General features: G+C 52.1%; 24 protein-coding genes. 13 read left to right on the forward strand and 11 right to left on the reverse strand.

The window, feature by feature from the left end:
- Window positions 1-5: 5 nt before the first annotated feature.
- Both BM030_RS13980 and BM030_RS13985 read right to left on the reverse strand, forming a co-directional pair.
- A complete protein-coding gene (locus tag BM030_RS13980) occupies window positions 6-2,219 on the reverse strand; it encodes a fasciclin domain-containing protein (RefSeq protein WP_090974229.1) in 2,214 nt (737 codons plus the stop codon).
- A gap of 185 nt (window positions 2,220-2,404) precedes the next feature.
- Window positions 2,405-3,529, reverse strand: a complete 1,125-nt coding sequence (locus BM030_RS13985) for a glycoside hydrolase family protein (protein WP_244518959.1) — start codon at window positions 3,527-3,529, stop codon at window positions 2,405-2,407.
- 367 nt (window positions 3,530-3,896) lie between these two features.
- Between BM030_RS13985 and BM030_RS13990 the strand changes: the two genes are divergently transcribed.
- A complete protein-coding gene (locus tag BM030_RS13990; RefSeq protein WP_090974230.1) occupies window positions 3,897-4,904 on the forward strand; it encodes a LacI family DNA-binding transcriptional regulator in 1,008 nt (335 codons plus the stop codon).
- Window positions 4,905-4,979: 75 nt separating this feature from the next.
- Entirely contained in the window at window positions 4,980-6,602 is a 1,623-nt protein-coding gene (locus tag BM030_RS13995) for an ABC-F family ATP-binding cassette domain-containing protein (protein ID WP_090974231.1), read from the forward strand.
- A gap of 16 nt (window positions 6,603-6,618) precedes the next feature.
- Here BM030_RS13995 and BM030_RS14000 read toward each other — a convergent pair whose 3' ends face one another.
- Together BM030_RS14000 and holA are read right to left on the reverse strand one after the other, a co-directional pair.
- Entirely contained in the window at window positions 6,619-7,176 is a 558-nt protein-coding gene (locus tag BM030_RS14000; RefSeq protein ID WP_090974232.1) for a hypothetical protein, read from the reverse strand.
- 9 nt (window positions 7,177-7,185) lie between these two features.
- The gene (gene holA, locus BM030_RS14005; protein ID WP_090974233.1) at window positions 7,186-8,190 is read right to left on the reverse strand and encodes a DNA polymerase III subunit delta; all 1,005 of its coding nucleotides are present in this window, start codon (window positions 8,188-8,190) and stop codon (window positions 7,186-7,188) included.
- 147 nt (window positions 8,191-8,337) lie between these two features.
- On the opposite strand from holA, the gene BM030_RS14010 reads away from it, so the two are divergent.
- From BM030_RS14010 to BM030_RS14030, 5 genes are all read left to right on the forward strand, one after another.
- Entirely contained in the window at window positions 8,338-8,808 is a 471-nt protein-coding gene (locus tag BM030_RS14010) for a type I restriction enzyme HsdR N-terminal domain-containing protein (protein ID WP_090974234.1), read from the forward strand.
- Between the two features lie 143 nt (window positions 8,809-8,951).
- A complete protein-coding gene (clpP, locus tag BM030_RS14015; protein WP_090974235.1) occupies window positions 8,952-9,647 on the forward strand; it encodes an ATP-dependent Clp endopeptidase proteolytic subunit ClpP in 696 nt (231 codons plus the stop codon).
- Between the two features lie 3 nt (window positions 9,648-9,650).
- The gene (gene clpX, locus BM030_RS14020; protein ID WP_090974236.1) at window positions 9,651-10,898 is read left to right on the forward strand and encodes an ATP-dependent Clp protease ATP-binding subunit ClpX; all 1,248 of its coding nucleotides are present in this window, start codon (window positions 9,651-9,653) and stop codon (window positions 10,896-10,898) included.
- A 74-nt stretch (window positions 10,899-10,972) separates the two neighbouring features.
- Window positions 10,973-11,794: an AMP nucleosidase gene (locus BM030_RS14025; RefSeq protein ID WP_090974237.1), complete on the forward strand. Its 822-nt coding sequence runs from the start codon at window positions 10,973-10,975 to the stop codon at window positions 11,792-11,794.
- 14 nt (window positions 11,795-11,808) lie between these two features.
- Window positions 11,809-13,170, forward strand: coding sequence for a pyridoxal-phosphate dependent enzyme (locus BM030_RS14030; RefSeq protein ID WP_090974238.1), 1,362 nt, complete (start codon window positions 11,809-11,811; stop codon window positions 13,168-13,170).
- Window positions 13,171-13,235: 65 nt separating this feature from the next.
- Here BM030_RS14030 and BM030_RS14035 read toward each other — a convergent pair whose 3' ends face one another.
- The 5 genes from BM030_RS14035 to dnaB form a co-directional block, all read right to left on the reverse strand.
- On the reverse strand, window positions 13,236-13,868 hold the full coding sequence (locus BM030_RS14035) for a YceI family protein (protein WP_090974239.1): 633 nt from the start codon (window positions 13,866-13,868) through the stop codon (window positions 13,236-13,238).
- Between the two features lie 59 nt (window positions 13,869-13,927).
- Window positions 13,928-15,259 carry a UDP-N-acetylglucosamine 1-carboxyvinyltransferase gene (gene murA / locus BM030_RS14040; protein WP_090974240.1) on the reverse strand — a complete coding sequence of 444 codons (1,332 nt, stop codon included), beginning with the start codon at window positions 15,257-15,259 and terminating at the stop codon, window positions 13,928-13,930.
- Window positions 15,256-15,906: a DUF4290 domain-containing protein gene (locus tag BM030_RS14045; RefSeq protein WP_090974241.1), complete on the reverse strand. Its 651-nt coding sequence runs from the start codon at window positions 15,904-15,906 to the stop codon at window positions 15,256-15,258. Before BM030_RS14045 ends, murA begins: the two co-directional genes overlap by 4 nt.
- Before the next feature lie 9 nt (window positions 15,907-15,915).
- Complete coding sequence (locus tag BM030_RS14050; RefSeq protein WP_090974242.1) at window positions 15,916-18,183, reverse strand: ATP-dependent helicase; 2,268 nt, start codon at window positions 18,181-18,183, stop codon at window positions 15,916-15,918.
- Between the two features lie 61 nt (window positions 18,184-18,244).
- The gene (gene dnaB, locus BM030_RS14055; protein ID WP_090974243.1) at window positions 18,245-19,825 is read right to left on the reverse strand and encodes a replicative DNA helicase; all 1,581 of its coding nucleotides are present in this window, start codon (window positions 19,823-19,825) and stop codon (window positions 18,245-18,247) included.
- Window positions 19,826-20,193: 368 nt separating this feature from the next.
- Between dnaB and ubiE the strand changes: the two genes are divergently transcribed.
- The 4 genes from ubiE to BM030_RS14075 all read left to right on the forward strand — a co-directional run bounded on the left by ubiE (window position 20,194) and on the right by BM030_RS14075 (window position 23,014).
- Window positions 20,194-20,931, forward strand: coding sequence for a bifunctional demethylmenaquinone methyltransferase/2-methoxy-6-polyprenyl-1,4-benzoquinol methylase UbiE (gene ubiE, locus BM030_RS14060; RefSeq protein WP_170845744.1), 738 nt, complete (start codon window positions 20,194-20,196; stop codon window positions 20,929-20,931).
- The gene (porT, locus tag BM030_RS14065) at window positions 20,928-21,692 is read left to right on the forward strand and encodes a type IX secretion/gliding motility protein PorT/SprT (protein WP_170845745.1); all 765 of its coding nucleotides are present in this window, start codon (window positions 20,928-20,930) and stop codon (window positions 21,690-21,692) included. The genes ubiE and porT overlap by 4 nt, the downstream gene beginning before the upstream one ends.
- Window positions 21,693-21,766: 74 nt before the next feature.
- Entirely contained in the window at window positions 21,767-22,531 is a 765-nt protein-coding gene (locus tag BM030_RS14070) for an SDR family oxidoreductase (RefSeq protein WP_090974306.1), read from the forward strand.
- 33 nt (window positions 22,532-22,564) lie between these two features.
- Complete coding sequence (locus tag BM030_RS14075) at window positions 22,565-23,014, forward strand: GatB/YqeY domain-containing protein (RefSeq protein WP_090974246.1); 450 nt, start codon at window positions 22,565-22,567, stop codon at window positions 23,012-23,014.
- Between the two features lie 42 nt (window positions 23,015-23,056).
- Here BM030_RS14075 and BM030_RS14080 read toward each other — a convergent pair whose 3' ends face one another.
- Entirely contained in the window at window positions 23,057-24,025 is a 969-nt protein-coding gene (locus BM030_RS14080) for a glycine N(alpha)-acyltransferase GlsB (protein WP_090974247.1), read from the reverse strand.
- A 4-nt stretch (window positions 24,026-24,029) separates the two neighbouring features.
- Window positions 24,030-24,854, reverse strand: coding sequence for a lyso-glycine lipid O-acyltransferase GlsA (locus BM030_RS14085; protein ID WP_244518961.1), 825 nt, complete (start codon window positions 24,852-24,854; stop codon window positions 24,030-24,032).
- Window positions 24,855-25,104: 250 nt separating this feature from the next.
- On the opposite strand from BM030_RS14085, the gene BM030_RS14090 reads away from it, so the two are divergent.
- Both BM030_RS14090 and BM030_RS14095 read left to right on the forward strand, forming a co-directional pair.
- Complete coding sequence (locus BM030_RS14090; protein ID WP_090974248.1) at window positions 25,105-25,767, forward strand: CBS domain-containing protein; 663 nt, start codon at window positions 25,105-25,107, stop codon at window positions 25,765-25,767.
- A 5-nt stretch (window positions 25,768-25,772) separates the two neighbouring features.
- Window positions 25,773-26,657: an NAD kinase gene (locus BM030_RS14095; protein ID WP_090974249.1), complete on the forward strand. Its 885-nt coding sequence runs from the start codon at window positions 25,773-25,775 to the stop codon at window positions 26,655-26,657.
- Window positions 26,658-26,697 lie beyond the last annotated feature (40 nt).

Genomic DNA, 26,697 nt, shown 5'->3' on the forward strand with positions numbered 1-26,697 from the left:
CTCTATTAATTTGCAGTAAGTAACCTGTCGATTTGGTAAATTGCTCCGTCGTTAAACGTTTTGGGAAATTCGCTGACGACCGCTGCCGTCTGCCCGGCGGCATCCTGAACCGACAGCCCAGTGCCCTGGTCGATCACGGTGAGCGTCGATCGGCCGCCCTGAACCGTGCGGGCCGTATTCCACTGGCCCTGCACGCCAAACCCCGGGAACGGATAATCGCTCAGCGAATTTTCGTTTATAGGCACAAAATAATACTTGAGGTACTCCGCCAATGCGGCATTGTCTTCGGGGATAATACCGCCGGCTTGCAGGGCCGCACGGATGGCTTCGTTCGTAGGGGCAAACAGTAAAAAGCGCTCACCCAACAGAAACGACAGGGGCGCCCCCGTGGGCAGCAATCCGGCGCGGTTGAGCAGCATGGCAAACTCGGAAAACTCATGCAGCGGACTGGTGGTAGACGACGCACCCGTGATTAAGAACTTGATACTGCCCACTTCCCGCTGCAATGCCTCATCGACGGCATAAACCACCCCGTTGGTCCAATTGCCCGCGATTTCCTGCACGGGCAAGAACCTGCCGTTATTGTAGGTTGCCGATGAAGCCACGCCTTGGTCCGTTACGTAAATATAGCTGAATGGATTGCGCGTGCGGAACACCTGCTTACCCGAAAATTGCGTGATACGGCCGGTAATGATATGGTTGGAAACCAGCTGGCTCATGGTACCTACCCCCAGCGGGACCCGGATGCCGTCGTTGTTTTCTATTTCCACCGCTTCATCGCCGAAGCGCAGTGGATGGCCCTCGTTCCAGAACAGGTGGCTTTCGCCCACCAGCGTATTGAGCAACACTTGATCTGACGGAACGAACAGGGTATAGTCTAACACCTGGCTCATCAACGGTGGTATCACATTGGATTGCACGGCCATATGCAGGAACATCTTATAATTGGGGTTTTGCAGCAATGGCCCGGTAACGCTGTAGAACATCCCCGGCACAATGACTTTATTGAGCCCGTAATACACCCCGTTGGTGGCGATGCCCCGATCAGCTACTTCCGTATAAGGATCAAAGGTAATCGGGTTGCCGAATGTGCTGGTGATTTTATCGCCCTGCACGACTTCATCCGGGAATACAATATTGCCTTGGTAAACGTGGTTGGTTAGCAACAGGGACAACGGCTGCAGGTTGACCTCATCGATAGATGAATAGTAATTGCTCCAATAGGATTGGAAGAAATCGTTGAGCGCCTGGTTGTTCGGCGCAAACACGTTAAATGCCCGGTAAGTCAATTCCGGTAGGTTGGCATAGTCAGGCATGCCCGACTCGCCGTTGTACGACCACTCCGATGCAATCTGCGGCAATGAGCCGTGGGTGACGATGTACAGCGAATCAGCCAGCCCGCTGTATTGAGCACTTGTGCTTTCGTCGTACCAAAAATCGATAAACCGGTCATAGATGGCCATGAACGTGCTGTAATCCGGCTCGTTTTTCAACAGGCTGTGTACCGTTTCCAGGGGCTCCAATACCTCATCAATGACGTATACATAGCCGTTGTCTGTCGGTATGGCGTACTCGGATACGGCGGCATTACCGACGTGAAATCCATCCGCTCCGGCGCTCCAGGCGCTTTGCGGATAGAAATATTCGTAGTTGCGCTGCGCATCGATACCCTTGGTCTGGAAATGCCGTTGGGAAAATATGGGCAGGAAGCGATCTTTATGGAACACGGTGCGGTTGAGCTGCGTGGCCGGGTCGCGCCAAACCGAGACCGTGTCGCGGCTGCGCGTGCGGTGCTTGTAGTACAGGCCTGCGTTGTCCGGTATTTCCAGACCAAAACCGAACGGCTGGTAGTTCGCAAGCTTTTGCTGATCATACGCGTAGTAAATCAGGTGGAAGCCTATCAATTTGCGCAGCTCCGTTATCGGCATGCCGGTTATGGACGTGATGCTATGTTTCTGCAAATACTGCTGCATAGCCGCGTCATCGGGAGCCATCACCGTGGCGATGACCTTGCCTGTGAGCACGTCTTTGAAGCCGGCGCGCTCCGCCGCCTCCAGAAACATACCGAAATTACCCCTTGCTTCCAGCACTTCCCACGCATTTCCGCGCAGCCAGTCGGGCCGTTCGTAATGTTCTTCCCAAGGCTGTTTCTGGCATTGCCAGAAAAACAGGGGTAAAAAACAGGCCCATAAAAATCTACAAATAGGTTTATGCATCATACTTCAATTGGTTTAATTAGGTACAGTCCGCTACCGGACAAACAAAGCATCACAAACTTTTGCCCCACCCGCGTAATTGCAGGCGGTGTTAATTCAGGCCGCTACCTTTTGTAATTGGTTAGCCTCCGGAAAAGGTGCGTTTCAAAATCAGGCAACATGGTTTTGTAGTTATATTCTCATCGTCTTTATTTTTGTTCATAACGCAACACAAACGCACTGGACGTGCTAAATTTTCCACCTTGGGCAGCACAAAAGAGGTAAGCCGGCTTTCCATCCCGCATCAGCAGCATAGGCCTTTCGAGCCGGCCGTAACGCTTCAGATGCGCCGGAGCCGGCGGCTCATTTACGTAATGTGCCAATTCATGGTAGGCAATAAGCGGTTCTGACCAATGGATACCATCAGCTGACTCCATAATGAGGCCTACCTCATGGTTATATACGCCCATATCCCGTGCGATAAGGAAATACGTGCCGTTTTCCCGCCATACGAAGGCGTCCTCAAACTGGGCATTGCCGCCCCTGCTGGAAAAATCGAGTACGGGGTTGGCGGGATGCCGCCTATATGGCCCGTGCACATCGGCAGCAGTCGCCAAGCCGTACTTGCGGTTGCCCCGGATGGAGGGGTGATCGCTATGCTCGTATTCATACGTATTCCACGACTTGTAAAAAAGCTGGCAAGTTCCGTCGGGCGCCTCCACAAAAGCCGGGTTGGTGGTGCAATGATCGTCCCATTCCCCCGGCGCACCGGATTCCAGCAGCGGGGCATCCCCCCGTTCCCAGGGGCCGTACAACGAAGAAGCGGTGGCCAGCCCGATGCGCTTGGTATTGGTTTTGCCATTGGAATTGCCCATATAGAACAGGCAATACTTTCCGTTCACCTGTTTTATCAGTGGATTATGACAGGTGGTTGCATCCCAGAAACCCGGCCGGGGAGCCAACACCGTGCCGACGTATGCAAAGGGTCCTTCAGGGCTGTCTGCCACGGCATGGGCTATTTCCGATTTGCTGATCCATCCGCTCATGCCTTTGTCTGCCGGCCAGCGGGAATAGAAGACATGAACCTTTCCGTCCTCCCCGAATATGGGGCTGCTGCACCAAACATAATACCCCTCCGATTCCAAGGCCCGCCCCACCGGCCGCAATTGCTTGCTAAACGCAGAAAGGCGCGGTTCAGGGGATGTGCGCCAGCCGCCCAGGGCAACCTGCGGCAGCAGGAGCGAAAAACCGGCCGCCGCCGACAGGAAATTCCGCCTGTTCATGGTTCCGGCAGCTTCGGGATTTCTTTCCCCGTGGGCTGGTTCTGCAAACATGCCCGTCATCATTGATGGTTTATACCGACGCAAAACGAGATTGACTTTAAGTTTACCGTACTATTTACGCATTAGTTAATTTCAGTTTCCTGAAGCTATTCTTCTCTTGGTTAGCGTTCACAATATTATGGATAAGCACATGTTTTGGCATCCTGCCGCATCCTGCACCCCATCAAACGATTTATACATAAAACACTATAAACCAATATAATACAATAAACTTAACCGAAAGTTAAATTTACGCAATCGATACCGGTATCGATTGCATAAATCCTTAGACCTGGTTTTGGACCGGACACATTTTCAGCCAGGCGCATGGAGTTCCGGAAAACTTAGTGTATTTTTGCGTGAAACAATTGTATAAGCCGTGTTCAAACCCATTACCATCAAAGATATCGCCCAAGCGTTGGCGCTTTCGCCCTCTACTGTATCCCGCGCGCTAAGCGATAGCTATGAGATTAATGAGGAGACCAAAAAGCGCGTACTGGAATATGCGGAAAAGCACAATTACCGCCGCAATCCCATGGCGTCCAGCCTACGCCAGGGGCGCAGCTATTCCATTGGCGTGGTGGTTTGCGAAGTGGCCAACAGTTTTTTTTCGCAGGCCATAGATGGCATCGAGTCTGTTGCCTACGGCAAGGGCTACCATGTCATCATTTCCCAAAGCCACGACTCTTATGAGCGTGAAGTGGTCAATATCCAGCACCTGGCCAACCGCGCAGTGGATGGGCTGCTCATCTCCATGTCTGCCGAGACCAAAGATTTTTCCCATATTACGAACCTGCACGGGCAGGGGCTGCCCATTGTGTTCTTTGACCGTATCATCCACGCGTTTGATACCCATACCGTCACCGCGGATAACCGCGATGGTGCCCGTAAGGCCACCCAGTCGCTCATCGACAGCGGCTTCCGGAGGATAGCTCACCTGGCCAATGCCCCCCACCTTTCCATCACCGCGGAACGGCTGGAAGGGTACGAAGCAGCGTTAAAGTCGAATGGACTGCGATTGGACGAAACGCTTATCCGCTACTGCCATCACGGAGGCCGGGTGCAGCAGGAAGTGGAAGACGCCGTACGGTATTTCATCAATCTCCAAGAGCCGCCCGATGCGATATTCGTGGCCAGCGATCGCCTGAGCATGGGGTGCCTGAGCGCATATAACCAGCTGATACCGAAAGACCGGCAACCCGCCGTGGCCGGCTTTTCCAATTCAGAAGTGCTGGACCTTATCCAGCCTGGCTTTACCTGCGTTCGGCAACCGGCGTTCGGGATGGGCCGCATGGCGATGGAGCTGCTCATCCAGCTGATCGAAAGCCGTTACCCGGTGTATGAATTTGAGCACGTCGTGCTGGAGACGGCTTTGATTACGCGGTAGGGGGCTTAATTTTCTGAATAACCGCCGTGCCGAAAGGTATGCCAACCCTGCCTGAAATTTGTTACCTTTGCGGCCATGATTAATGTATCCAATTTATCGCTGCGCTACGGCAAGCGCGTATTGTTCGAAGAGGTTAACCTCAAATTCACGCAAGGCAATTGCTATGGCATCATCGGTGCCAACGGCGCAGGCAAATCAACCTTCCTGAAAATCATTTCCGGCGATGTTGACCCCACCACGGGCTCGGTAAGCATCACACCCGGCGAGCGGATGGCCGTACTGAAACAGGATCACTATGCCTTTGACGAGTTTCCGGTTATCGAGACGGTGATGATGGGCCACAAGGAGCTTTATGACATCATGAAGGAAAAAGATGCCATCTATGCGAAGGAAGACTTTTCCGATGCCGACGGCGAGCGTGCGGGGGAGCTGGAGGCCAGGTTCGCCGAGATGGACGGCTGGAACGCCGAGAGTGATGCGGCAACGTTGCTGAGTAACCTGGGCATTACGGAAGATTTGCATTATAAATTGGTTAAAGAACTGGACGGCAACCAGAAAGTACGCGTATTGCTGGCCCAGGCACTCTTCGGCAATCCGGATATCCTGCTGCTGGATGAGCCTACAAACGACCTGGATATCGAAACCATTGCCTGGCTGGAGGATTTCCTTGCCGGTTATGAAGCCATTGTGCTGGTGGTGTCGCACGACCGCCACTTCCTCGATGCGGTATGTACACATGTGGTGGATATCGACTTCGGCAAAATGACCATTTATACGGGTAACTATACGTTCTGGTATGAATCCAGCCAACTGGCGGCCAAGCAACGTGCCGAGCAGAATAAGAAGGTGGAAGACAAGGTGAAGGAACTGCAGGAGTTCATCCGCCGTTTCAGCGCCAATGCTTCCAAATCACGCCAAGCAACCAGCCGCAAGAAAGCGCTGGAAAAAATCAACCTCGAAGAAATCAAGCCCTCCAACCGGAAGTATCCGGCCATCATGTTCAACACCATGGCTCGGGAGGCCGGCGACCAGATTCTGCAGGTAGAAAAGCTGGGTAAAACCGTAAATGGCGAAGTACTGTTCAGCGACGTGAGCTTTATGGTAAACAAAGGCGATAAGATTGCCGTGCTCTCACAAAACAGCTTGGCAACCACCGCTTTCTACGAAATACTGGCGGGCCGTGATGAGGATTACACCGGCAGCTTCAAATGGGGGGTTACCATCAGTATTGCCGACATACCCATGGATAACACACCGTACTTCGAGGGCAAAAACGAAAACTTGATCGACTGGCTCCGGGAGTATTCATCCACCGACAAAGACGAGCAGTTCATCCGGGGTTTCCTAGGCAAAATGCTGTTCTCCGGCGAGGAGGTGCTCAAAAAATGTTCGGTGCTTTCCGGCGGCGAAAAGATGCGCTGTATGTTCTCCCGGATGATGCTTCAGCAGGCCAACACGTTGTTGTTTGATGAACCTACCAACCACCTTGACTTGGAATCCATCACGGCGCTGAACAACGGCATGAAAGATTTCCGCGGCAATATCCTGTTCACCTCGCGAGATCATGAGCTGACGCAGACCGTAGCCAACCGCATCATTGAACTGACCCCGAAGGGCATCATCGACAAGCTGATGGACTATGACGACTACATCAGCAGCGAAGCCGTGAAGGAACAGCGGCAGGCCATGTATGCTTAAAAAACAGGCCTAGAGCTCAGTGCACAAACAGTCCCACGGTAACAAATAGGTTGTGCTGCACATGCCGATCGGAAAAAAAACGCGAACCGAATTGCTGGAAACCGTAACCGGCACTGATTAACAGTGACGAGCCGTCTACCAGCAGATGCCCGTAGGTGAGTCCGGCTTTCCCCATGAACCCTCTGAAGTAATCGCTTCCGATACTTGGGGCATATCCGGCATTGACCATGGTGCCCAGCCTGCCCAACGGGGATAGCTGTGCAATGGGCGCCCTGAAATCGGCAAATATCGGCAACGTGTTTACCCGGTGGGTAGATCGGTTGCCGTTGGCCAACGTCGTCCGGCCCCGGTAGACTTCGTTGCCGATACCCAGTCCGAGGTATAGTCTATCATAGAAGTTGCGCCCAAACATAAACTGGAATTGATAGCCATGCCTCGGGTCATGGTCGGCCGTGGTGGCCAGTCCGTAGATGCCACCTGCCTGAAGCAGTGTATAGCTGCCCCTGCGCTGGGCTTGCGCTTGCAAGCTTGAGCAGCCCAACAGTACAATTAAAATCGGTAAAAATTTGTTCATCGGTTAACGTTAATAGAGAATTTTATACACCAATTCTTTGAGCAGATCGCCCTGTTCTACATTCACTGCATTCAGGCCTTTTGACTTCAGATCGCATTCACGCAGGTATGTTATGATGTCAAATGTCTTCCTGCGCCCGTAACTGCGGGCCGCCATGTCGTATTCCTTGGTAAAGAAGGGGTGCACCCCCAGCTCCTTGGCTACTGCCTGCGGCGACTTGTCCTGGAGGTAATGGTATTTCAGGATTTTCGTGAAGTAGCCTCCCATGGCGCCCAATATCACCTGAATCGGGTTGTTGCGCGGGTTGGCCGCAAAATAGTCTACAATCTGGAAGGCTTTGGCGGCGTCTCTCCGGGCCAGCGCCGTATTTAACTCAAACACGTTGAAATCTTTGCTGATACCGATGTTGCGCTCAATATCTTGGGTGGAGATCTCCTGCCCTTTGGGCACATTGAGCATCAGTTTCTCCAGCTCGTTGACCACTTTGGAGAGATCATTGCCCAGGTATTCGGCCATCAGTGCTGAGGCCGCAGGATGGATGGCCCACCCCCGGCCTTTGACGAAGGCGGCTATCCAGGGGGCTACCTTATCGTCATACAATTTGGCCGACTCCAGGACCACCCCCGCCTTTTCCGCGGCTTTGTAGGCTTTCTTACGTTTGTCGAATTTGCCGTGTTTGTAAGCCAGCACCAGTACGGTGCTCTTCATCGGATTTTCAAGGTAGCTCAGTAGCAGCTCGTCGTCTTTCCACTTGAGGTTCTGCGCTTCCTTCACGATAATCACCTGATAGTCGCTCATCATCGGATAGCGCTTGGCCGCGTTGATGACCGTGGCAAAATCAGTGTCTTTGCCGTACAGCACCGTCTGGTCAAACCCTTTCTGTGCATCATCGAGCACCCCGTTTTCGATGGCATCGCTCACGAGGTCAATGTAATAGGGATCTTCGCCGTGCAGCAGGTATACCGGCTGCAGTTTTCTCCCTTTGATATCCGCTATTATCTTATTCGCATCCATTGGCTGTCCCGGTAAGCCGGTGTCGGGTAATGTTACATTTTTGCGTTGCCAAATTAAACATTATGTTGGCATCTGCAAAAGCCTGTTTTCAACGACCGCTGCCCGACCGGGCTTGCCTTTTACCGGCAAGTTTCATAAGTTCGCGGGATGTTTACCCCCATACCGCTCAATTTGCCGGCGTATCCGGCCAGAATCCAACGGGCAGGCACCAGGCTTTTCATATTTGATGAACTGCGCCGGAAACAACTGGTGCTCACCCCGGAGGAGTGGGTACGCCAGCATTGGGTGCATCACCTCATCAGCGCCAAAAAATACCCCCGTGCGCTCATCAAGCTGGAAGGGGGGCTTAAGCTGCATGACATGCCACGGCGCAGCGATTTGGTCATTTATAACAACCTGGGCAACAAAATACTGCTGGCCGAATTCAAGGCCCCTTCGGTGAAGATAACGCAGGCCGCGTTTGAACAGATTGCACGATACAACTCGGTACACCGCATCCCCCTGCTGCTGGTGAGCAACGGCCTTGAGCATTACTACTGCCGCATCCATTTCGCGGAAGGCCGTGTGGAATTTCTGGCGGACCTGCCGGATTATCCGCCCGACACCCTGTCAGGCTGACCATGCGGCATTTTGGCAGTGGACCGCGGCTGGCTGCCTATGGCGCGATGTTTGCCAAGTAACATTATCAAGTAATATAACACTTAACAGATAAAATTTTAAACGGAATCCCCTATATTAGCTGAACTAATAGCATTAGCATCATGAGCATAGATAAAAACGAATTCAGAAAATACGCTATCAAACACCACCGTATCGGAAGCCACCACGTGGATGGCTTTATTTCGCGGGCGGAACGCAGGTTTCCTGCCGCACTTACTCCGTACATTATTGAAGAACGGCAGCTGAACGTTGCACAGATGGACGTGTTTTCCCGGCTGATGATGGACCGCATCATCTTTCTGGGTGATGCCGTGACGGATCAGGTGGCCAACATCATACAGGCGCAGCTGCTTTTCCTGCAGTCTGCCGACGCACAACGCGACATCCAGATTTACATCAACTCCCCGGGCGGCAGCGTATATGCCGGACTGGGCATCTACGATACCATGCAATACATCTCGCCCGATGTGGCTACCATCTGTACGGGCATGGCGGCATCCATGGGTGCCGTGTTGCTTTGTGCCGGAGCCAAAGGCAAACGCGCGGCGTTGACGCACTCGCGGGTGATGATACACCAACCCTCAGGCGGTGCACAGGGTGTAGCGGCGGATATGGAAATCAACCTCCGGGAAATGCTGAAACTGAAGAAGGAATTGTATGAAATTATCGCCAGCCACTCCGGAAAACCTTATGACTGGGTGGAAAAAGCTTCTGACCGTGACTTCTGGATGACTGCCGTGGAAGCCAAAGAACACGGTATGGTGGATGAAGTGCTGGTGGCAAAAAAGGAGAAATAAAACATGGCAAAAAACATGAAGGAGGTGGCGTGTTCGTTCTGCGGCATCCGTAAACAGGATGCGCTGATGCTCATTGCGGGTGATGGCGCGCATATCTGCGACCGCTGCATCACGCAGGCCAGCGAAATCCTCACCGAAGAGATGAATCTCCGTAAAAGCAAAGCGCTGCAAACCACGCTGAAGCTGATACGGCCCATCGAAATCAAAGAACACCTGGACCAATATGTGATTGGGCAGGACGATGCAAAGAAAGTGATGGCGGTGTCTGTGTACAACCACTACAAACGGCTCAACCAAAAGGTGGATAAGGATGAAATCGAGATAGAAAAATCGAACATCATCATGGTGGGCGAAACGGGTACCGGAAAAACGCTTTTGGCCAAAACGATTGCCAAAATCCTCAATGTGCCGTTCTGTATCTGCGACGCCACCGTATTAACGGAAGCAGGCTACGTGGGCGAAGACGTGGAAAGCATCCTTACGCGCCTACTACAGGCCGCGGATTATGATGTTGCCGCCGCCGAGCGGGGCATCATCTATATCGATGAAATTGACAAGATTGCCCGCAAAAGCGACAACCCGTCCATAACGCGCGACGTTTCCGGCGAAGGTGTACAGCAGGCGCTGCTCAAAATCCTCGAAGGTACCATCGTGAATGTTCCGCCGCAGGGCGGGCGCAAGCACCCGGACCAAAAGATGATTGCGGTAAACACCAACAACATCCTGTTCATCTGCGGGGGAGCATTTGACGGCATACAGAAGAAAATTGCCAACCGCCTGCGTACACAGACAATCGGGTACAAAGTGAACAAAGAAGATACGGAGATTGACACGAACAACCTCTATAAATACATCACGCCGCAGGATCTGAAAAATTACGGGCTCATTCCCGAACTCATCGGGCGGTTACCGGTATTGACCTACTTGAACCCGCTGGATAAGAACACCCTGCTGAACATCCTCACCGAACCCAAAAACGCGTTGATTAAACAGTACAAGAAACTGTTTGATTACGAAGGTGTGGAACTGAAATTCGAAGAGGACGTGTTCCGCTTTATCGTGGATAAGGCCGATGAATTCAAACTGGGCGCCCGCGGCCTCCGTTCCATCTGCGAGGCCATCATGCTGGATGCCATGTTTGAAATACCCTCCGCCAAGAACCGCAACGAGCAGAAAGAGCTTTACATATCGCTCGAATATGCGAAACATAAGTTCGAAAAATCGGACCTGAAAAAACTGAAGGCCGCTTAAAAAATCCCCCGCATTGCCGGGGGATTTTTTTTATCTTTGTATTACCTGCCGGAAATTGATAAGCGTAAACTGTTATGCCGACAAAAAAACATACGCCCGTGCAAAGCCCCATCAAACCCGGATTGAAATCCAAGGAAGACATCGTCAACAATTGGCTGCCCCGCTATACCAACCGGCCGCTGGACGAGTTCGGGGAATATATCCTGCTGACCAATTTTTCGGATTACGTGAGGCGTTTTTCTGAAATGCATGGCCATGCGCCCGTTTTCGGACTGGATAAACCCATGCAAAGTGTGACGGCCGACGGCATCACCATCATTAACTTCGGCATGGGCAGCCCCATGGCCGCAACGGTTATGGATTTGCTGTCGGCCATCAGCCCGAAAGCGGTGCTGTTTCTGGGTAAGGCCGGCGGGCTGAAGAAAAAAAACAAAATAGGCGATCTGGTATTGCCCATCGCCGCCATAAGGGGCGAAGGAACGTCAAATGACTATTTCCCGCCGGAAGTGCCGGCATTGCCCGCTTTCGCCCTGCAGAAAGCCATATCCACCACCATACGCGACCACTCCCTCGATTACTGGACGGGTACCGTTTACACGACGAACAGGCGGGTATGGGAACACGACAAAGATTTCAAACGATATCTCAAAAGCATCCGGGCCATGCTGGTAGACATGGAAACGGCCACGATATTCTCCGTGGGCTTTGCCAATAAAATCCCTACGGGCGCGCTGCTGCTGGTGTCTGACCAGCCCATGATCCCCGAAGGGGTGAAAACCGTGGAAAGTGATTCAAGCGTAACGGCTAATTTTGTGGAAACACACCTGAAAATAGGCATAGAGTCGCTTAAGCAGCTCATCAATAATGGGCTGACGGTGAAGCACCTGAAATTTTAACGGACACGCACACCATGTGGTATAACAACATCCTGGAAACGATTGGCAATACGCCCCTGGTTAAACTGAACAACATCACCCAAGGGGTAAAGGGGACCGTGCTGGTTAAAGTGGAAACCACCAACCCCGGCAACTCCATCAAAGACCGCATGGCCATAAAAATGATTGAAGATGCCGAACGGGCGGGCCTGCTCAAACCGGGGGGCACCATCATAGAAGGGACATCGGGGAACACGGGCATGGGACTGGCCATCGCCGCGGCTGTCAAAGGCTATAAATGCATATTCACCACCACGGATAAACAATCCAAGGAGAAGATAGATGCGCTGCGGGCATTTGGCGCAGAGGTGATCGTATGTCCCACGAATGTCGACCCGGATGACCCCCGCTCCTATTATTCGGTATCCAGCCGGCTGGCACGGGAAATCCCCAATTCGTGGAAAGCCAACCAATACGATAACCTGTCAAATACGCAGGCCCACTACGAGCAGACCGGACCCGAAATCTGGGAACAGACGGAAGGGAAAGTCACCCACCTGGTAGCCGGCGTGGGCACAGGCGGCACCATCAGCGGGGCTGGCAGGTACCTCAGGGAAAAGAATCCGGACATCCGTATCTGGGGCATCGATACCTACGGCTCCGTATTCAAAAAATACAAGGAAACCGGCGTCTTTGACAAAAACGAAATATACCCGTACATTACGGAGGGCATCGGCGAGGATTTCCTGCCGAAAAACGTGGATTTTGACATTATTGACCTGTTTGAGAAAGTGACCGATAAAGACGCCGCCCTGATGACCCGTGAGATTGCCCGCCGGGAAGGGATTTTTGCCGGAAATTCAGCCGGAGCGGCCATAGCCGGGCTACTGCAGCTCAAAGACCGCCTGACGGACGATGCCGTGGTGGTTGTCATCCTGCACGACCATGGGTCGCGCTATATGGGCAAGATGTACAATGATGATTGGCTACGCGAACGGGGTTTCCTGCAAGATGAAAAACTCACCGCACAGGCCATTCTGCGGAAGCGGGGCCATGTACCCATCGTTACCGCCGACGTGGAACAATCGGTCATTGAAACGTTCAACCTGATGAAGACGCTCAATATTTCGCAGATTCCGGTTACCCAACAAGGCATGGTCATTGGTAAGGTCACCGAAGCTGACATTCTGCATGCCCTGCTGGAAAACCCGGCCCTGAAATCGGCCAACGTGGCGGAGATATGCACACCGCCGTTCCCTTTCGTAGACCTCCGCACCTCCATTGACAAAATATCTTCACTGATCCATAAAGATAACCAGGCGGTATTGGTGGAAGATGAAACAGGCCATATCGCCATCATCACGCAGTATGACATTATCAATGCCATCTCCGCTTAGTCGGCAATCGAAAAAGCCCGGAACGTCAGACGTCCCGGGCTTCTTTTCTTCGCTGCTTGGCACGCTTAAGCGCCCGCAACCAGTGTTATCTTCAGATTGATTTCTTTGCTTATCAAATCATCTGCCTGGCCGGAATACGTGATGCCCCAGTCTTCACGGGCAATATTGAAATCAGCAGTTGCCTTCACCGCCGTGTCACTCGCCTCCTCTACATCGGCATCAAAGGTGATGTTTTTGGTTACCCCGCGAATCGTCAGGTTGCCGGAAACAACCACAGCGTTTGCTTCGCTGCCTTCCCTGACGCCGGTAATCTCAAACCGGGCCTCGGGATGGTTGGCCACGTCGAAGAAGTCATCAGACCGCAGATGGTCTTCCAGTTTGGTTTTGTATTCGCCATCCAAATCCTGGTTGGTGATGGTATTGAGGTCAATAACGAAATTACCACCCGTGAGCTTGCCTTCATCAACCGTCAGTGAGCCGGATTTGATCTTAACAGTACCGTGGTGCTGGCCGCTCACCTTACGGCCGGTCCATACCACGGATGATGCTGCGGTATCCACCGTCAGAGCAGTGCCGTCTGCGGTCATTTCCGCGGTTTCGACACCATCGGTCGTTTCTGCTCTTTTACCATCGGGATTGCTTACGCATGACGCCAACGCCAACATACCTGCGCTTACGAATAACAATGTTTTTTCCATGATTATAATGATTAAGTTAATAAATGACTGAATATAAACAATCCATGAGGAAAATTGTTTTAAAGCGCCAGTGACTGCGGGTTCGCATCGATGCGTTTGATGGACGCGCCCAATGCCTGAAGGCGCTGCCCGATGTCCTGGTATCCCCGCTCAATCTGCGCGATATTATGGATAACGGACTTGCCCTGGGCCGACAGGGCGGCAATCAGCAGTGACACCCCCGCCCGGATATCGGGCGATGTCATTTCAATGCCGCGCAGTTTAAAGGCTTTGTTAAGGCCGATCACCGTCGCCCGGTGCGGATCGCAGAGGATAATCTGCGCCCCCATATCTATCAGCTTGTCTACAAAAAACAGCCGGCTCTCAAACATCTTCTGATGAATAAGCACGTTGCCTTTGGCCTGTGTGGCCACGACCAGCACAATGCTCAGCAGATCCGGTGTGAACCCGGGCCAGGGAGCATCGGCAATCGTGAGGATAGACCCGTCGATAAAGGTATCGATCTCGTAACTGCTTTGCGACGGGATATAAATGTCGTCGCCCCGCAGTTCGAACTGTATTCCCAGCTTGGAAAATACCGTGGGGATGATGCCCAGCTCATGGAAATGCACATCCTTGATGGTTATCTCCGATTCTGTCATCGCAGCCAGCCCCATGAAGGAGCCGATCTCGATCATGTCCGGCAACATGCGGTGTTCCGTTCCGCCCAGTTGCCCGACACCCTCGATGGTAAGCAGGTTGGACCCGATTCCGGATATTTTAGCTCCCATCCTGTTCAGCATCCGGCACAGTTGCTGAAGATACGGCTCGCATGCCGCATTGTAAATGGTTGTTGTGCCTTTGGCCAATACCGCGGCCATCACCACGTTGGCCGTTCCGGTTACCGATGCTTCATCCAGCAAGATATACGTTCCCTTGAGGTCCGTTGCGTCTACGTTGAAAAAATGCGTATCCGGATCGTAGTGGAAACGCGCACCAAGCTTCTCGAACCCCAGGAAATGGGTATCGAGCCTCCGCCGGCCTATCTTGTCGCCGCCCGGCTTGGGGATGGCTGCCCGGCCGAACCGGGCCAGCAAGGGCCCCACAATCATGATGGATCCCCTAAGGCCGCTGCCTTTGGTCTTGAATTCAGGAGACTTGAAATAATCCAGGTTGATATCCTTCGCACGGAATACATAGGTATCCTTGCTTTTACGGGTCACTTGCACACCCAGGTCGCCGAGCAGCTCGATGAGCTTATTCACGTCTTTGATGTCCGGGACGTTACTCACCGTCACTTCCTCTTCCGTCAGCAACACGGCCGACAGGATCTGGAGCGCCTCGTTTTTAGCTCCCTGCGGGATGATTTCACCTTTCAGCGGCTTTCCGCCGTATATTTCAAATGCCGTCAATGTTTTTTCTTTTTCTTTTGTTGCTTCTTGCCTTTTCCGTTGCCGTTCTGCTGCGGTACATTGCCACCTTTTGTACGGCTGCCCGGCGGCGGTGTTTTGAAGTCGAGCTTGGTAAGGCTCACGTCAGGCCCCAGCTGCAATTCGCCGTTCGACAATTCGCGCAGATCGGCAATGATGGTATCGTCTTCAACCGAATCTTTGTTCCACGTCAGGTATGCCATCTTCATAAAGTTGGCGATAGCAAGCGTCATGCTTTTCTTTTTTTCAGGATCTGCGATTTTCTTCGCCCGTTCAATCATCCGTTCGATGGTATAGCCGTAATGCTTATACCTGATGCGGTGCTGCGGATAGTCCAGCAGCTCCGGTTTGGGATGGATGGCGTCCCGTTCGGGAACGGGATAGGGAGAATCCACATCGATCTTGAAGTCTGATATGATGTGCAAGTGATCCCAAAGCTTATGCTTGAAATCGGCCACATCGCGCAGATGCGGATTAAGGAACCCCATCATGTCAATGACAACCTGGGCGTGGCGGTTGCGTTCCTCTTTTGTGGGCAGTGAACAGATATAGTCTACCATGTTCTGCACGTTACGGCCGTATTCCGCTAAAATCAGTTTGGGTCGTGTGCTGTTATAGTCAAATTCCATTGGGTATAATTATACGATTCTCAATTTGGCAAATTTAAGCAACAATTGCTTCTGCCCCAATTCTTTGAAGAAAATTGTTGCCTTCACGTCGTTTTTGCTGCCTTCCAGGTTTATTACCTTACCGAACCCGAAGCGTTCATGCTCCACTTCCATACCCACTTGCAGGTTACTCGTATCCGATGGCGCGAAGCCCGGCGTAGGGGTGTGTGCCTTGGGCAGCATGGCCGTGGTTTTGGGCATCACCTTGGGTTTGGGCCTGGTAAAGACATCCCGCTGCCCCCAGGCTTGCCGTTCATCAGCAAAAGATCCCGCGTTCTCAGGTGCGGGGCGCGACCTGAAGTCCAGCTCCAGGCAAGCCGGATTCAGCTCATCCAGAAATCGGCTGGGCTCACAGTTGTTCAATGTGCCCCAACGGTAGCGCGAGGTGGCATAGCTGAGTGTCAGCTTTTTCTCCGCGCGGGTCACGGCCACGTAAAACAGCCGGCGTTCCTCTTCCAATTCGCTTCTCGAATTGAGCGATAACTGTGACGGGAACAGGTTTTCTTCCAATCCCACGATAAACACATGAGGGAATTCAAGCCCTTTGGATGAGTGTATGGTCATCAGCGAAACCGTATCGGCATTCGGATCCTTGTCATTATCGTCATTGGTCAGCAAAGCCACATCCTGCATGAACACATCCAGCCCTTTCTCAGCGATGTCTTCACGTTCGGTGAATTCCTTGATACCGTTGAGCAGTTCCTGGATATTTTCGTAACGGCTGAGTCCTTCTACCGATTTATCGGCATACAGGTCTTTCAAGATTCCTGAATGCTGGGCGATATGCATAGCCGCATCAAACGCCGAATGGTTCTTTGCTACAACCTGGAAGCCCTGAATCATGGTGGCAAAAGCCCCCACGGCGCCCGCACTGCGGCCATCCAGGTAAACCGGCGCCTGGCTGATAACTTCCCATAATGTGCGCTGGTGCTTATCGGCAGCAATGAGGATACGGTCTACCGTGGTGTCGCCGATGCCCCTGCGGGGATAGTTGATTACCCGTTTTATGGCCTCTTCATCATTCGGGTTGAACGTAAGCCGGAAATACGCTATCAGATCTTTGATCTCCTTGCGCTGGTAAAACGAGGTGCCTCCGTAAATTTTATAGGGGATGTTGATTTTCCGCAGGGCTTCTTCCATGGCCCGTGACTGCGCGTTCGTACGGTACAAAATGGCAAAGTCGCGGTAGGCCAATCCCTTCAGCGCCCGCTCCTGCGAAATGGCTTCCGCTACAATCTTGCCTTCTTCATTATCGCTGAATGCCCTGCACACCTTAATCTTTTCGCCCTGTTCGTTTTCTGAGAAAACGTTCTTTTTCAGCTGGTTTTTATTATTGGCGATAATGCTGTTGGCAGCATTAACGATGTTCTGCGTGGAGCGGTAGTTTTGCTCCAGTTTAAAGACCTTTAAATCGGGGTAGTCTTTCTCGAAGTTCAGGATATTCTGGATGTTGGCCCCGCGGAAGGCATAAATACTTTGCGCATCGTCGCCCACCACGCAGATGTTTTCATTGATGGCGGCGAGTTTGCGCACGATTAAGTACTGCGAAAAATTCGTATCCTGATACTCATCTACCATCAGGTATTTGAATTTATGCTGGTATTTATGCAAGACATCGGGATGTTCGCGGAAGAGCACGTTGGTTTTGAACAGCAAATCATCAAAATCCATGGCCCCTGCTTTGTAACAGCGCTGCGTATAGGTCATGTAAATCTGCCCCAGCTGCCCCCTGCCATTGGAATGGTCTTCTGCCTGTATCTGTTCGCTGCTCAGGTACTCCTGTGCGGATATCAGGTTGTTTTTGGCCGAGGAAATCCGGTTATAGACAAAACTGGCGTTGTAGAGTTTGTCGTCCAGCTGCATTTCTTTCAGGATGCTGCGGAGCAGGCTCTTGCTATCGTCTGTATCGTAAATGGTAAAATTGCGCGGGTAACCGATATGCTCAGCCTCTACCCGCAGTATTTTGGCGAACACCGAATGGAAAGTGCCCATCCAGATGTTCTTGGCTTCATCGCCCACCACCTTCATAATGCGCTCGCGCATTTCCTTGGCCGCTTTGTTGGTAAACGTAAGCACCAGGATGTTGAAGGGATCCACGCCCCGGCGTATCAGGTGGGCTACCCGGTAGGTGATTACCCGCGTTTTCCCGGATCCTGCGCCGGCCACAATCATAACCGGACCTTCGGTATGCTCTACCGCGGCCCGCTGCGAAGGGTTTAAACCTGCTAAATAATCCAAAATTTAATTCCTCTTGTCTTGCTAATATGTTGAACTGAGGCGTAAAGATACGGGTAATTAATCAAAACGGCGAATCGTCATTCATGTCGTTCATACGCGATTGCCGGATGATGCTTCCCGGCTGATCAAACGAAGATGAGGGCGCTATGCCGGAAGAGAACGATCCGGGATCGGGGAATGCGCCGTCACCGCCAAACGAAAAGTCGTCTTCCAAATCGGTGAATTTCACGTATTTGCCTACGAAACGGAGCTGTACCGTACCGGTCTCGCCGTTCCGGTGCTTGGCGATGATGACCTCGCCCACACCGGCCGTGGGGCGCCCGGCCTCGTCTTCCGTGAGCCCGTAATATTCCGGCCGGTAAAGGAAAAGCACCATGTCTGCATCCTGCTCGATGGAACCCGATTCACGCAGATCCGAAAGCATGGGCCGCTTGCTGCCGCCTGGTCGGCTTTCCACCGCACGGCTGAGCTGCGAGAGTGCGATGACGGGGATGTTCAGTTCCTTGGCTACCGACTTCAACGAGCGGGAAATACTACCGATTTCCTGCTCCCGGTTGCCCCCTTTTCCGTCGTTCTTGCCATGCATCAGTTGCAGGTAGTCTACAATAACCAACTGAATATCATACTGTGCCTTAAGCCTCCGGCATTTGGCCCGGAATTCAAAGATATTGAGGGCGGGTGTATCGTCAATCAGCAGGGGTGCCTGCGTAAGCCGGCCGATACGTGAGTGGAGCTGCGTCCATTCGTGGTCAGCTAAACTACCTTTACGGAGTTTCTCCTGCTCGATTTCCGTCTCCCCCGCGATAAGCCGGTTTACAAGCTGTACGGACGACATCTCCAGCGAAAACACCACCACCGGCTTGGTATGGTCTACCGCTGCGTTGCGGGCACAGCTCAAAACAAACGCCGTTTTACCCATGGCCGGCCGCGCAGCCACTATCACCAGATCCGAAGGTTGCCAACCTGAAGTCATCCGATCCAGCTCGGTAAAGCCCGATGGTATGCCCGTAAGCCCGTCGGTACGGTCACGGAGCGTTTCCAGGGCCTCAACGGCTTCCCGCATGATGTCATCCATCTTGCGCGTATCACGCCTGAGGTTATTCTGGGCGATATCAAAGAGGCTTTTTTCCGCATGATCCAGCAAATCAAAAATATCAGTGGTATCCTCATAGGCGTTGTTGATGATTTCTGTGGATACCTTTATCAGTTCCCGCTGGATGTACTTCTGCGAGATGATACGGGCATGGTATTCGATGTTGGCAGCAGACACCACGCGATCGGTAAGCTGGGTGATGTAGTATGCTCCCCCGACCATTTCCAGCGCTCCCATCTTGCGGAGTTCGGCCGTTACCGTGAGCAAATCTATCGGCGAAGTTTTCTGAAACAGGTTATATATCGCCTCGAAAATCTTTTGATGCGCTTCTACATAGAACGATTCCGGTTTGAGGATATCAATCACCTCGCTGAGTGCGTTCTTTTCCAGCATCAGCGCACCCAATACGGCTTCCTCAAGATCCACGGCCTGGGGAGGGATTTTTCCTAGGCCGCTCACCAGGTTGTTCAACCGCGTACGCCGTTCGGCGTACGAACCCCGTGAAGACGCGTTGCCCCGGCCGGAGGCCTGTTCGTTCTCATTAGTCATCATGTTTCCTTATTCGTTTATTAATTAAGCATCGGCGGCATCCCTTCCAAAACTAAGCAGAACAAAGGTATGGATTTTCACCGGGCCACCGTTGGCCAAGTTCTGAACAGCATTTTCACAGCCGCCATTTCAGCAGACCTTTCGGCTTGAAACAAGCCCAATTAGCCTGCCAGCTTTTCAACATCGGCTGTGCAAAAAATGTTGGAAACCCAAGCCGGCCGTTGGAAGCCAGCCAATTCCACTGATGTTGATAACTTTGACCGATGTTGATTCATTGCGCGAAGATAAGCAAAAAACGTGCTGGAATTTCCGCATAAATACCGCTGCGGGGATGGATCATCAACCATAAACCTTATCTTTGCGTTATCATGACGACATCCGAGACAGTAAAGCCGTACGGCGACACCGACGCGGGGAAAAAACAGCAGGTAGCCGATATGTTTGACAACATTTCGGGCACCTACGATTTCCTTAACCATTTTTTGTCGTTCGGCATTGATATCATCTGGCGGAGAAAGGCTATCCGTGCACTGAAAGCGGTTAACCCGCAACACCTCCTCGATGTAGCCACAGGCACCGGCGACTTCGCGCTGGAAGCCATCAGGATCCTGAATCCCCGGAAAATCACCGGCGTGGACATTTCTCAGGGAATGCTGGAGGTGGCCCGGGAAAAGATCACGAAAAAAGGGCTTCAAAACCGGTTTGAGGTATTGCTGGGCGATTCGGAAAACCTGCCGTTTGACAACGGCACCTTCGACGCGGTGACGGTTGCCTTCGGTGTCCGTAACTTTGAACATCTGGAAAAAGGGCTCGCCGATATGTGCCGTGTATTGAAGCCGGGAGGCAAAGCCGTTATCCTGGAGTTTTCCAACCCCAGGAAATTTCCGGTAAAACAGCTCTACGGCTTTTACTCAACCCGCGTCCTGCCGCTCATCGGCAGGCTGTTTTCCAAAGATAGCCGGGCTTATACGTATCTTCCCGAGTCGGTAGCACAGTTTCCCGACGGGGAACGGTTTACCTCCATCATGCGCCGGGCGGGTTTCGGTTATACCGAATGCCGCCCGCAGACTTTTGGCATCTGCACCATCTACATCGGCACAAAATGAAATACAGGGCATCCGTCGCATATACCATTGGCGTGCTCCTGTGGGCATGCTGCCCGGTATACGGCCAGCAACGGGTGCAGCGCTGGGGCGGCGGCGTGGATGATGAGCCTCTGCATTTTGGTTTCAGTTTCCATCACATCAGTGCCGACTACAAAATTGCCTTAAAACGCGATTGGCAAGCTCCGTTCGTGACACCCGATGGGTCATGGACCGCCGACTCGCTTTACGGTGTATCCTCGCCGGTTTACCAAGGCGTCGGACTGGGGTTGCTGGCCGATCTGAAGCTTACGGAAAACACCAACCTCCGGTTTACCCCCACGCTGGCGTTCTCCAATAAAACGGTGGATTACCGTTACACGCCATTGGGCACGGGTAACCATGAACAGCAATTGACGGCCTTGGTACGGGCATCCTACATTGACCTGCCACTGCTGCTTAAATTTAAATCCGACCGGAAGGGCAACTACCGCGGATACCTCATCGGCGGCGGCAAGTACTCGATAAACGTGGTATCCGGCAAACGGTATGATGATGCTGGCAATCCCCCGGTAGATAAGTTATTAAAAACCAAACCCGGTTATTTTTCATACGAAGCGGGCATTGGTTTCGACCTGTATTTCGATTTCTTTAAAATGTCGCCCGAGGTCAGGTGGGTGCAAAGCATCGGCAACCTCCTGGATGCACGGGAACCGAATATGTATAACCACCCCATACAGCGGCTGATGCTCCGGAATTTCCAGATCAGCCTGTTTTTTGAGTAGTTGGTGGGGGTCGGTGGTCGGTGGTGGGTGATCGGTGGTGGGTGATCGGTTTGATATCTCAAATCTTAAATAAAATGGCTAAAAAAACAGTATTCATAACGGGGGCAAGTGCGGGCATCGGTGAAGCCTGTGCCAGGGTATTTGCGCGCGAGGGGTTTGATTTGCTGCTTGCAGCCCGCCGTATTAACCGCCTGGAAGCCTTGGCTGCTGAATTAGAAGACGAATATGGGGTCAATACCCATCTGCTCGCGCTTGATGTGCGCGATGCGGGGGAGGTGTTTTCCGCATTCAGCAACCTGCCCGGTGAATGGCAACAGGTAGACGTGCTTATCAATAATGCCGGACTCAGCCAGGGGCTTGACCCCATCCATGCCGGAGATATCGGCGACTGGGATCGGATGATAGACACCAATGTCAAAGGTTTGCTGTATGTCACCCGAGCGGTATCGCCCATCATGGTGGCACGCCAGAGTGGGCATATCGTCAATATCGGGTCTATCGCCGGCAAGGAAGTATACCCAAACGGCAACGTATACTGCGCCACCAAACATGCCGTGGATGCGCTGACCCAAGGCATGCGCATTGATCTGCTGGATAAAGGCATCCGGGTGACTGCCATCCACCCGGGCATGGTAGAAACCGAGTTTTCAACGGTGCGCTTCAAGGGCGATGAAGCGCGCGCGGCCAAGGTGTATGAAAATCTCGAGCCATTAATGGCCGGGGACATTGCAGAAGCGGTCTGGTTCGCCGTGTCCCGGCCAGGTCATGTCAACGTCAATGACATGCTTATCATGCCCACGGCACAGGCCAACGCAACGACCGTGATACGAAAAAAATAATTTAGTACCTTTGAACACCATAAAAACAACGACATGGCACTGCAAGACAAAATAGACCAGGATATCAAATCGGCCATGCTGGCCAAAGACAATGCACGGCTCCGTGGCCTCCGCGCGATCAAGGCGGCTATCCTTTTGGCCAAAACGGAGAAGGGTCCTGCCGAGGCGCTTACAGAAGAGGCTGAGATCAAGGTATTGCAAAAACTGGCCAAGCAGCGCAGGGAGTCGGCCGACATCTACCAACAGCAAAACCGCGACGACCTTTACCAGATTGAAATGGAAGAACTGGCCGTTATAGAAAGCTACCTTCCCAAGCAATTGAGCCAAGCAGAAATTGAAGAAGAGGTCAGGCAAATCATTGCCCAGACCGGCGCATCCAGCCCGAAAGATATGGGCAAAGTAATGGCCGCGGCCAACCAGCGATTGGCGGGAAAAGCCGATGGCCGGACCATCTCGCAGGTGGCGAAAGCACTTTTACAGTAAACCGAGAGCCCCCAGGTTACTACTCGCAGGTTACACTACTCGCTACTGCCCGGGGGCATCCACGTTCCGGCTGCCCATGGTGCGATCGCGTTCATACGTTGAGATATGTCGCTCTTTTTTGCTTTCGAAGATGTCATCAATGGTAATCATGATGCCTGTTTCCTCCACCGTGCCGAATTCGTCATTGATGGCGGTACCGAATGTCTTCATCGTGGAGGATAGATTCATGTAGGTATTGATGAGCGGCGGTATGTTCTCGCCCAGCGCGCGTACTTTTCCGTTCAGGATTTTATAAGCATCCTTATAGTCCAAGCCTTCGAACAGCCCGCGGAAATGGCTTACGTCGCCGAAATAGCCCAGCGGTCTGATTGGCCACACCAACCGATCCTGATCGGGAAAATAATGATGCATGAAGTAAATCAGCAAATCCCGGGCTTCGCGGTTATAGTGGGGGTACATCGTTACCTTGCCAAACAGGTACTTTACGTCCGGATTGAGTTTCACCACAGCGCCCAGGCCATCCCAAAGGTTATCCAACGAAAACAGCCCCTTGCGGTTGTCTTTATTGGGCTGGTATTTCGGCTGCACGAACGAACGCCCCAGCTCAATGGTATACGGCAGGTAATCACGGATAAACTTCTGCGAAAAATGAAAATAATGGGCAGTGGACAGGTTGATTTCGCCCTGGCTGTTCACGCCCACGTCCCTGCATTTAATGAGCCGGTATCCCGCGATGATTTCCTCGTCTTCCGGATTCCAGGCGATTAATTGGTCATAAGCATCCGAACAGGTATCGTTGTCATCCAAATCCAGGGCCAGCCCCGTTCCCCCTCCCGCTGCCCGGAAAGTAAGCTCGCGCAACCGACCGATTTCGCGCACCGTGTTCGGGGCATTATGGTGGTTTACCAGGTATATTTCATTGTTGCCGTTGTTCGTATAGCGGACGAATACCTCTTGCGTAAGCTCCTTTTTTATAAGATTACGGTTAATAGGTGCGATTATTTCTTGCATATAGTTAGTTTTCAGGAGCTAAGTCGTAGACCACTTTCTTCATTTCCTCAGCCCACCCCTTTTCACTCTTGGAGCTGTCAAAATAGGTATAAGAAATCTGTTTTCCTATACATATTGTTACTTTTTTGTTCTTCTGCGCAAACATTTCATCTGCAAGGTAAAACATCTCGATGTTCGCCTTGACGCCAAGGAATTCCCTGAAACGTGCAAAGTTATAAAAAAAGCTCGAATTTCTGCCGTCGATATAGACGGGTACAACGTCCTTCCGATATTTTTTCGCTTTGCTGATAAAGCTCTTCTTCCATTCCAGATCAGCAATCTTCCCGGCCCGCTTGCGCGATACCAGTCCGGCCGGAAATACCAGCAACGCGTGATCTTGCGCATAGGCCTCTTCAATCTGTTCCAGTCCGCGCTTTCCCTGGATACCGTGCTTATTTATTCCGATAAACAAGGGTTCGAGGTTTTTGATGTTCAGGAGGATATCATTTACCAGGAACTTGATGTCCCGGCGGTATTTGCCGAGGGCATGCATAAAGGCTATGCCGTCCAGCCCACCCAGTGGATGGTTGGAAGCGAAAATCACACCGCCTTCGCGGGGGATGTTTTCCGCTCCGCGGAGTTCAACCTTCACGCCCAGTTCTTCGATTAGCGCATCTACGAAATCCAGCCCATGCAAATGGCCTATGCTGGCCATAATCCGGTTAATGTCGTCTTCATGTACGATGCGCTCGATATAACGCAAAACAAACCTCGGCATCCAGCGGAGCAACCTCGGGTTTTTTCGCCGGATGACATCCCTGACGACGATATATCTTTCTTTATTTTCCAAATCTTGCCTCCACCGAAAATCCCGGCACCGGCTTTTTTCCGCTCATGGAAAGCCTCCAGAATAATTCAGCAGCCAAAAGTAGGAAAAGTTCTGATATTGTCATCGCGCTGTTTTATTCCTTCTACGAATCGGTAATCCGCGAAAAAATAATGTAAAATAATCGTTGATATCATATAAAGCCAGTAATTTTGGCCAACCGGTTAAACGGTTAGCCGTTTTGGTTGTTTAACCAAATAAGGAGGCACAAGACATGAACACAGGTCAAATCATAACGGAACGCAGTTATGCGGTCAGCCCGTCAGACAGCATACGTTTTGTGCTGGACCGGATGGCCGATTTACGGCTTACCCACCTGCCCGTGGTGAAGGACGGCCTTTACCTCGGCCTCGTATCTTATGAAATCCTCTCCGGCTTACCGGATCCGGGGAATAGCCTGCGTGGGGTAAATATCACGTACCAGCAAATCCATGTCTACCGTACCCAGCATATCTACGATGCCGTGCTTTTTTTCCGGATACACCAACTGGACGTGCTTCCCGTATTGGACGAACAACATCATTACCTGGGGGCCATTACCCCCCTTGAGCTGATTATGGCCCTCAACGAGGCCATGGGCATACAGCAACCCGGCGGCATCATCGTACTGGAAATGGGCCAGCGCGACAATGCGTTGTCTCACATTGCCCACATCGTGGAGTCTGAAAACGCACAAATCTTAAATTCCTACGTGCGGGCATTCTCGGATTCTTCCCGTTTGGAGGTGACCGTTAAAGTGAACAGAACCGATATTTCATCCATTACTGCGGCTTTCCTCAGGCATGACTATACCGTGAAAGCCACCTATAACGAGGAAAACAATCACGATAATTCCCGCGACCGCTATGAGCAACTGATGAATTATATCAACATGTAACAACTATGAAGATTGCGGTTTACGGAAGGGAGTTTCATCCATCAGTCATTCCTTATGTTCAGCGCCTGTTTGACCTCCTGGCTGCGCAGAACGCCGAACTGTGGATTTATGAAGGCTTCCATAACTTTCTCGGGCAACAAATCAATTACCCGCAATCCTGGCATACTTATACCCATTACCCCCAACTGCCGGCAGACATCGGCTTTATGCTGAGCCTGGGCGGCGATGGCACCATGCTGGCCGCCGTGTCCATCGTGGGCGATTCCGGCCTACCGGTGGCGGGCATCAACTTCGGGAGATTGGGCTTTTTGGCCGACATCGGCAAAGATGACATCGTCCCCTCAATAGAAGCCATCCTGGTGGGCGAATACAATATTCAGAAACGGACATTACTGGCTGTGCAATCCGATCAGATTGCGCTGTTCGACGGAAACCATTTTGCACTTAACGACATCACGCTGTTCAAGTCGGACAGCTCGGCAATGATTACCGTGACCGCGCACCTCAACGGCGAACTACTGAATGCCTATTGGGCAGATGGTATCATTGTAGCCACCCCCACAGGGTCTACGGCCTATTCGCTGAGCTGCGGGGGCCCTATCATCACGCCGGGAAGCGGTAATTTCGTCATTACCCCCATATCGCCGCACAACCTCAACGTCAGGCCCGTTGTGGTTTCAGATGACATGACCGTGGATTTGCAAATCGAAAGCCGCAGCGGGAAATTCCTGCTGTCGTGCGACTCCCAAACCACGGCGCTGTCTACCGACATCCGGCTGCAGATTACCAAAGCGCATTATCAGGTAAACCTGATCCGTTTAAAAAATTACAGTTATTTCGCCAATTTACGCAACAAACTGCTGTGGGGCCTGGATGCCCGGAATTATTGAGCAGCCACCATTCAACAACCACCATTCAACAAAATATCCT

This window comes from Parapedobacter composti, assembly GCF_900112315.1.
Classification (GTDB): Bacteria; Bacteroidota; Bacteroidia; order Sphingobacteriales; family Sphingobacteriaceae; genus Parapedobacter; species Parapedobacter composti.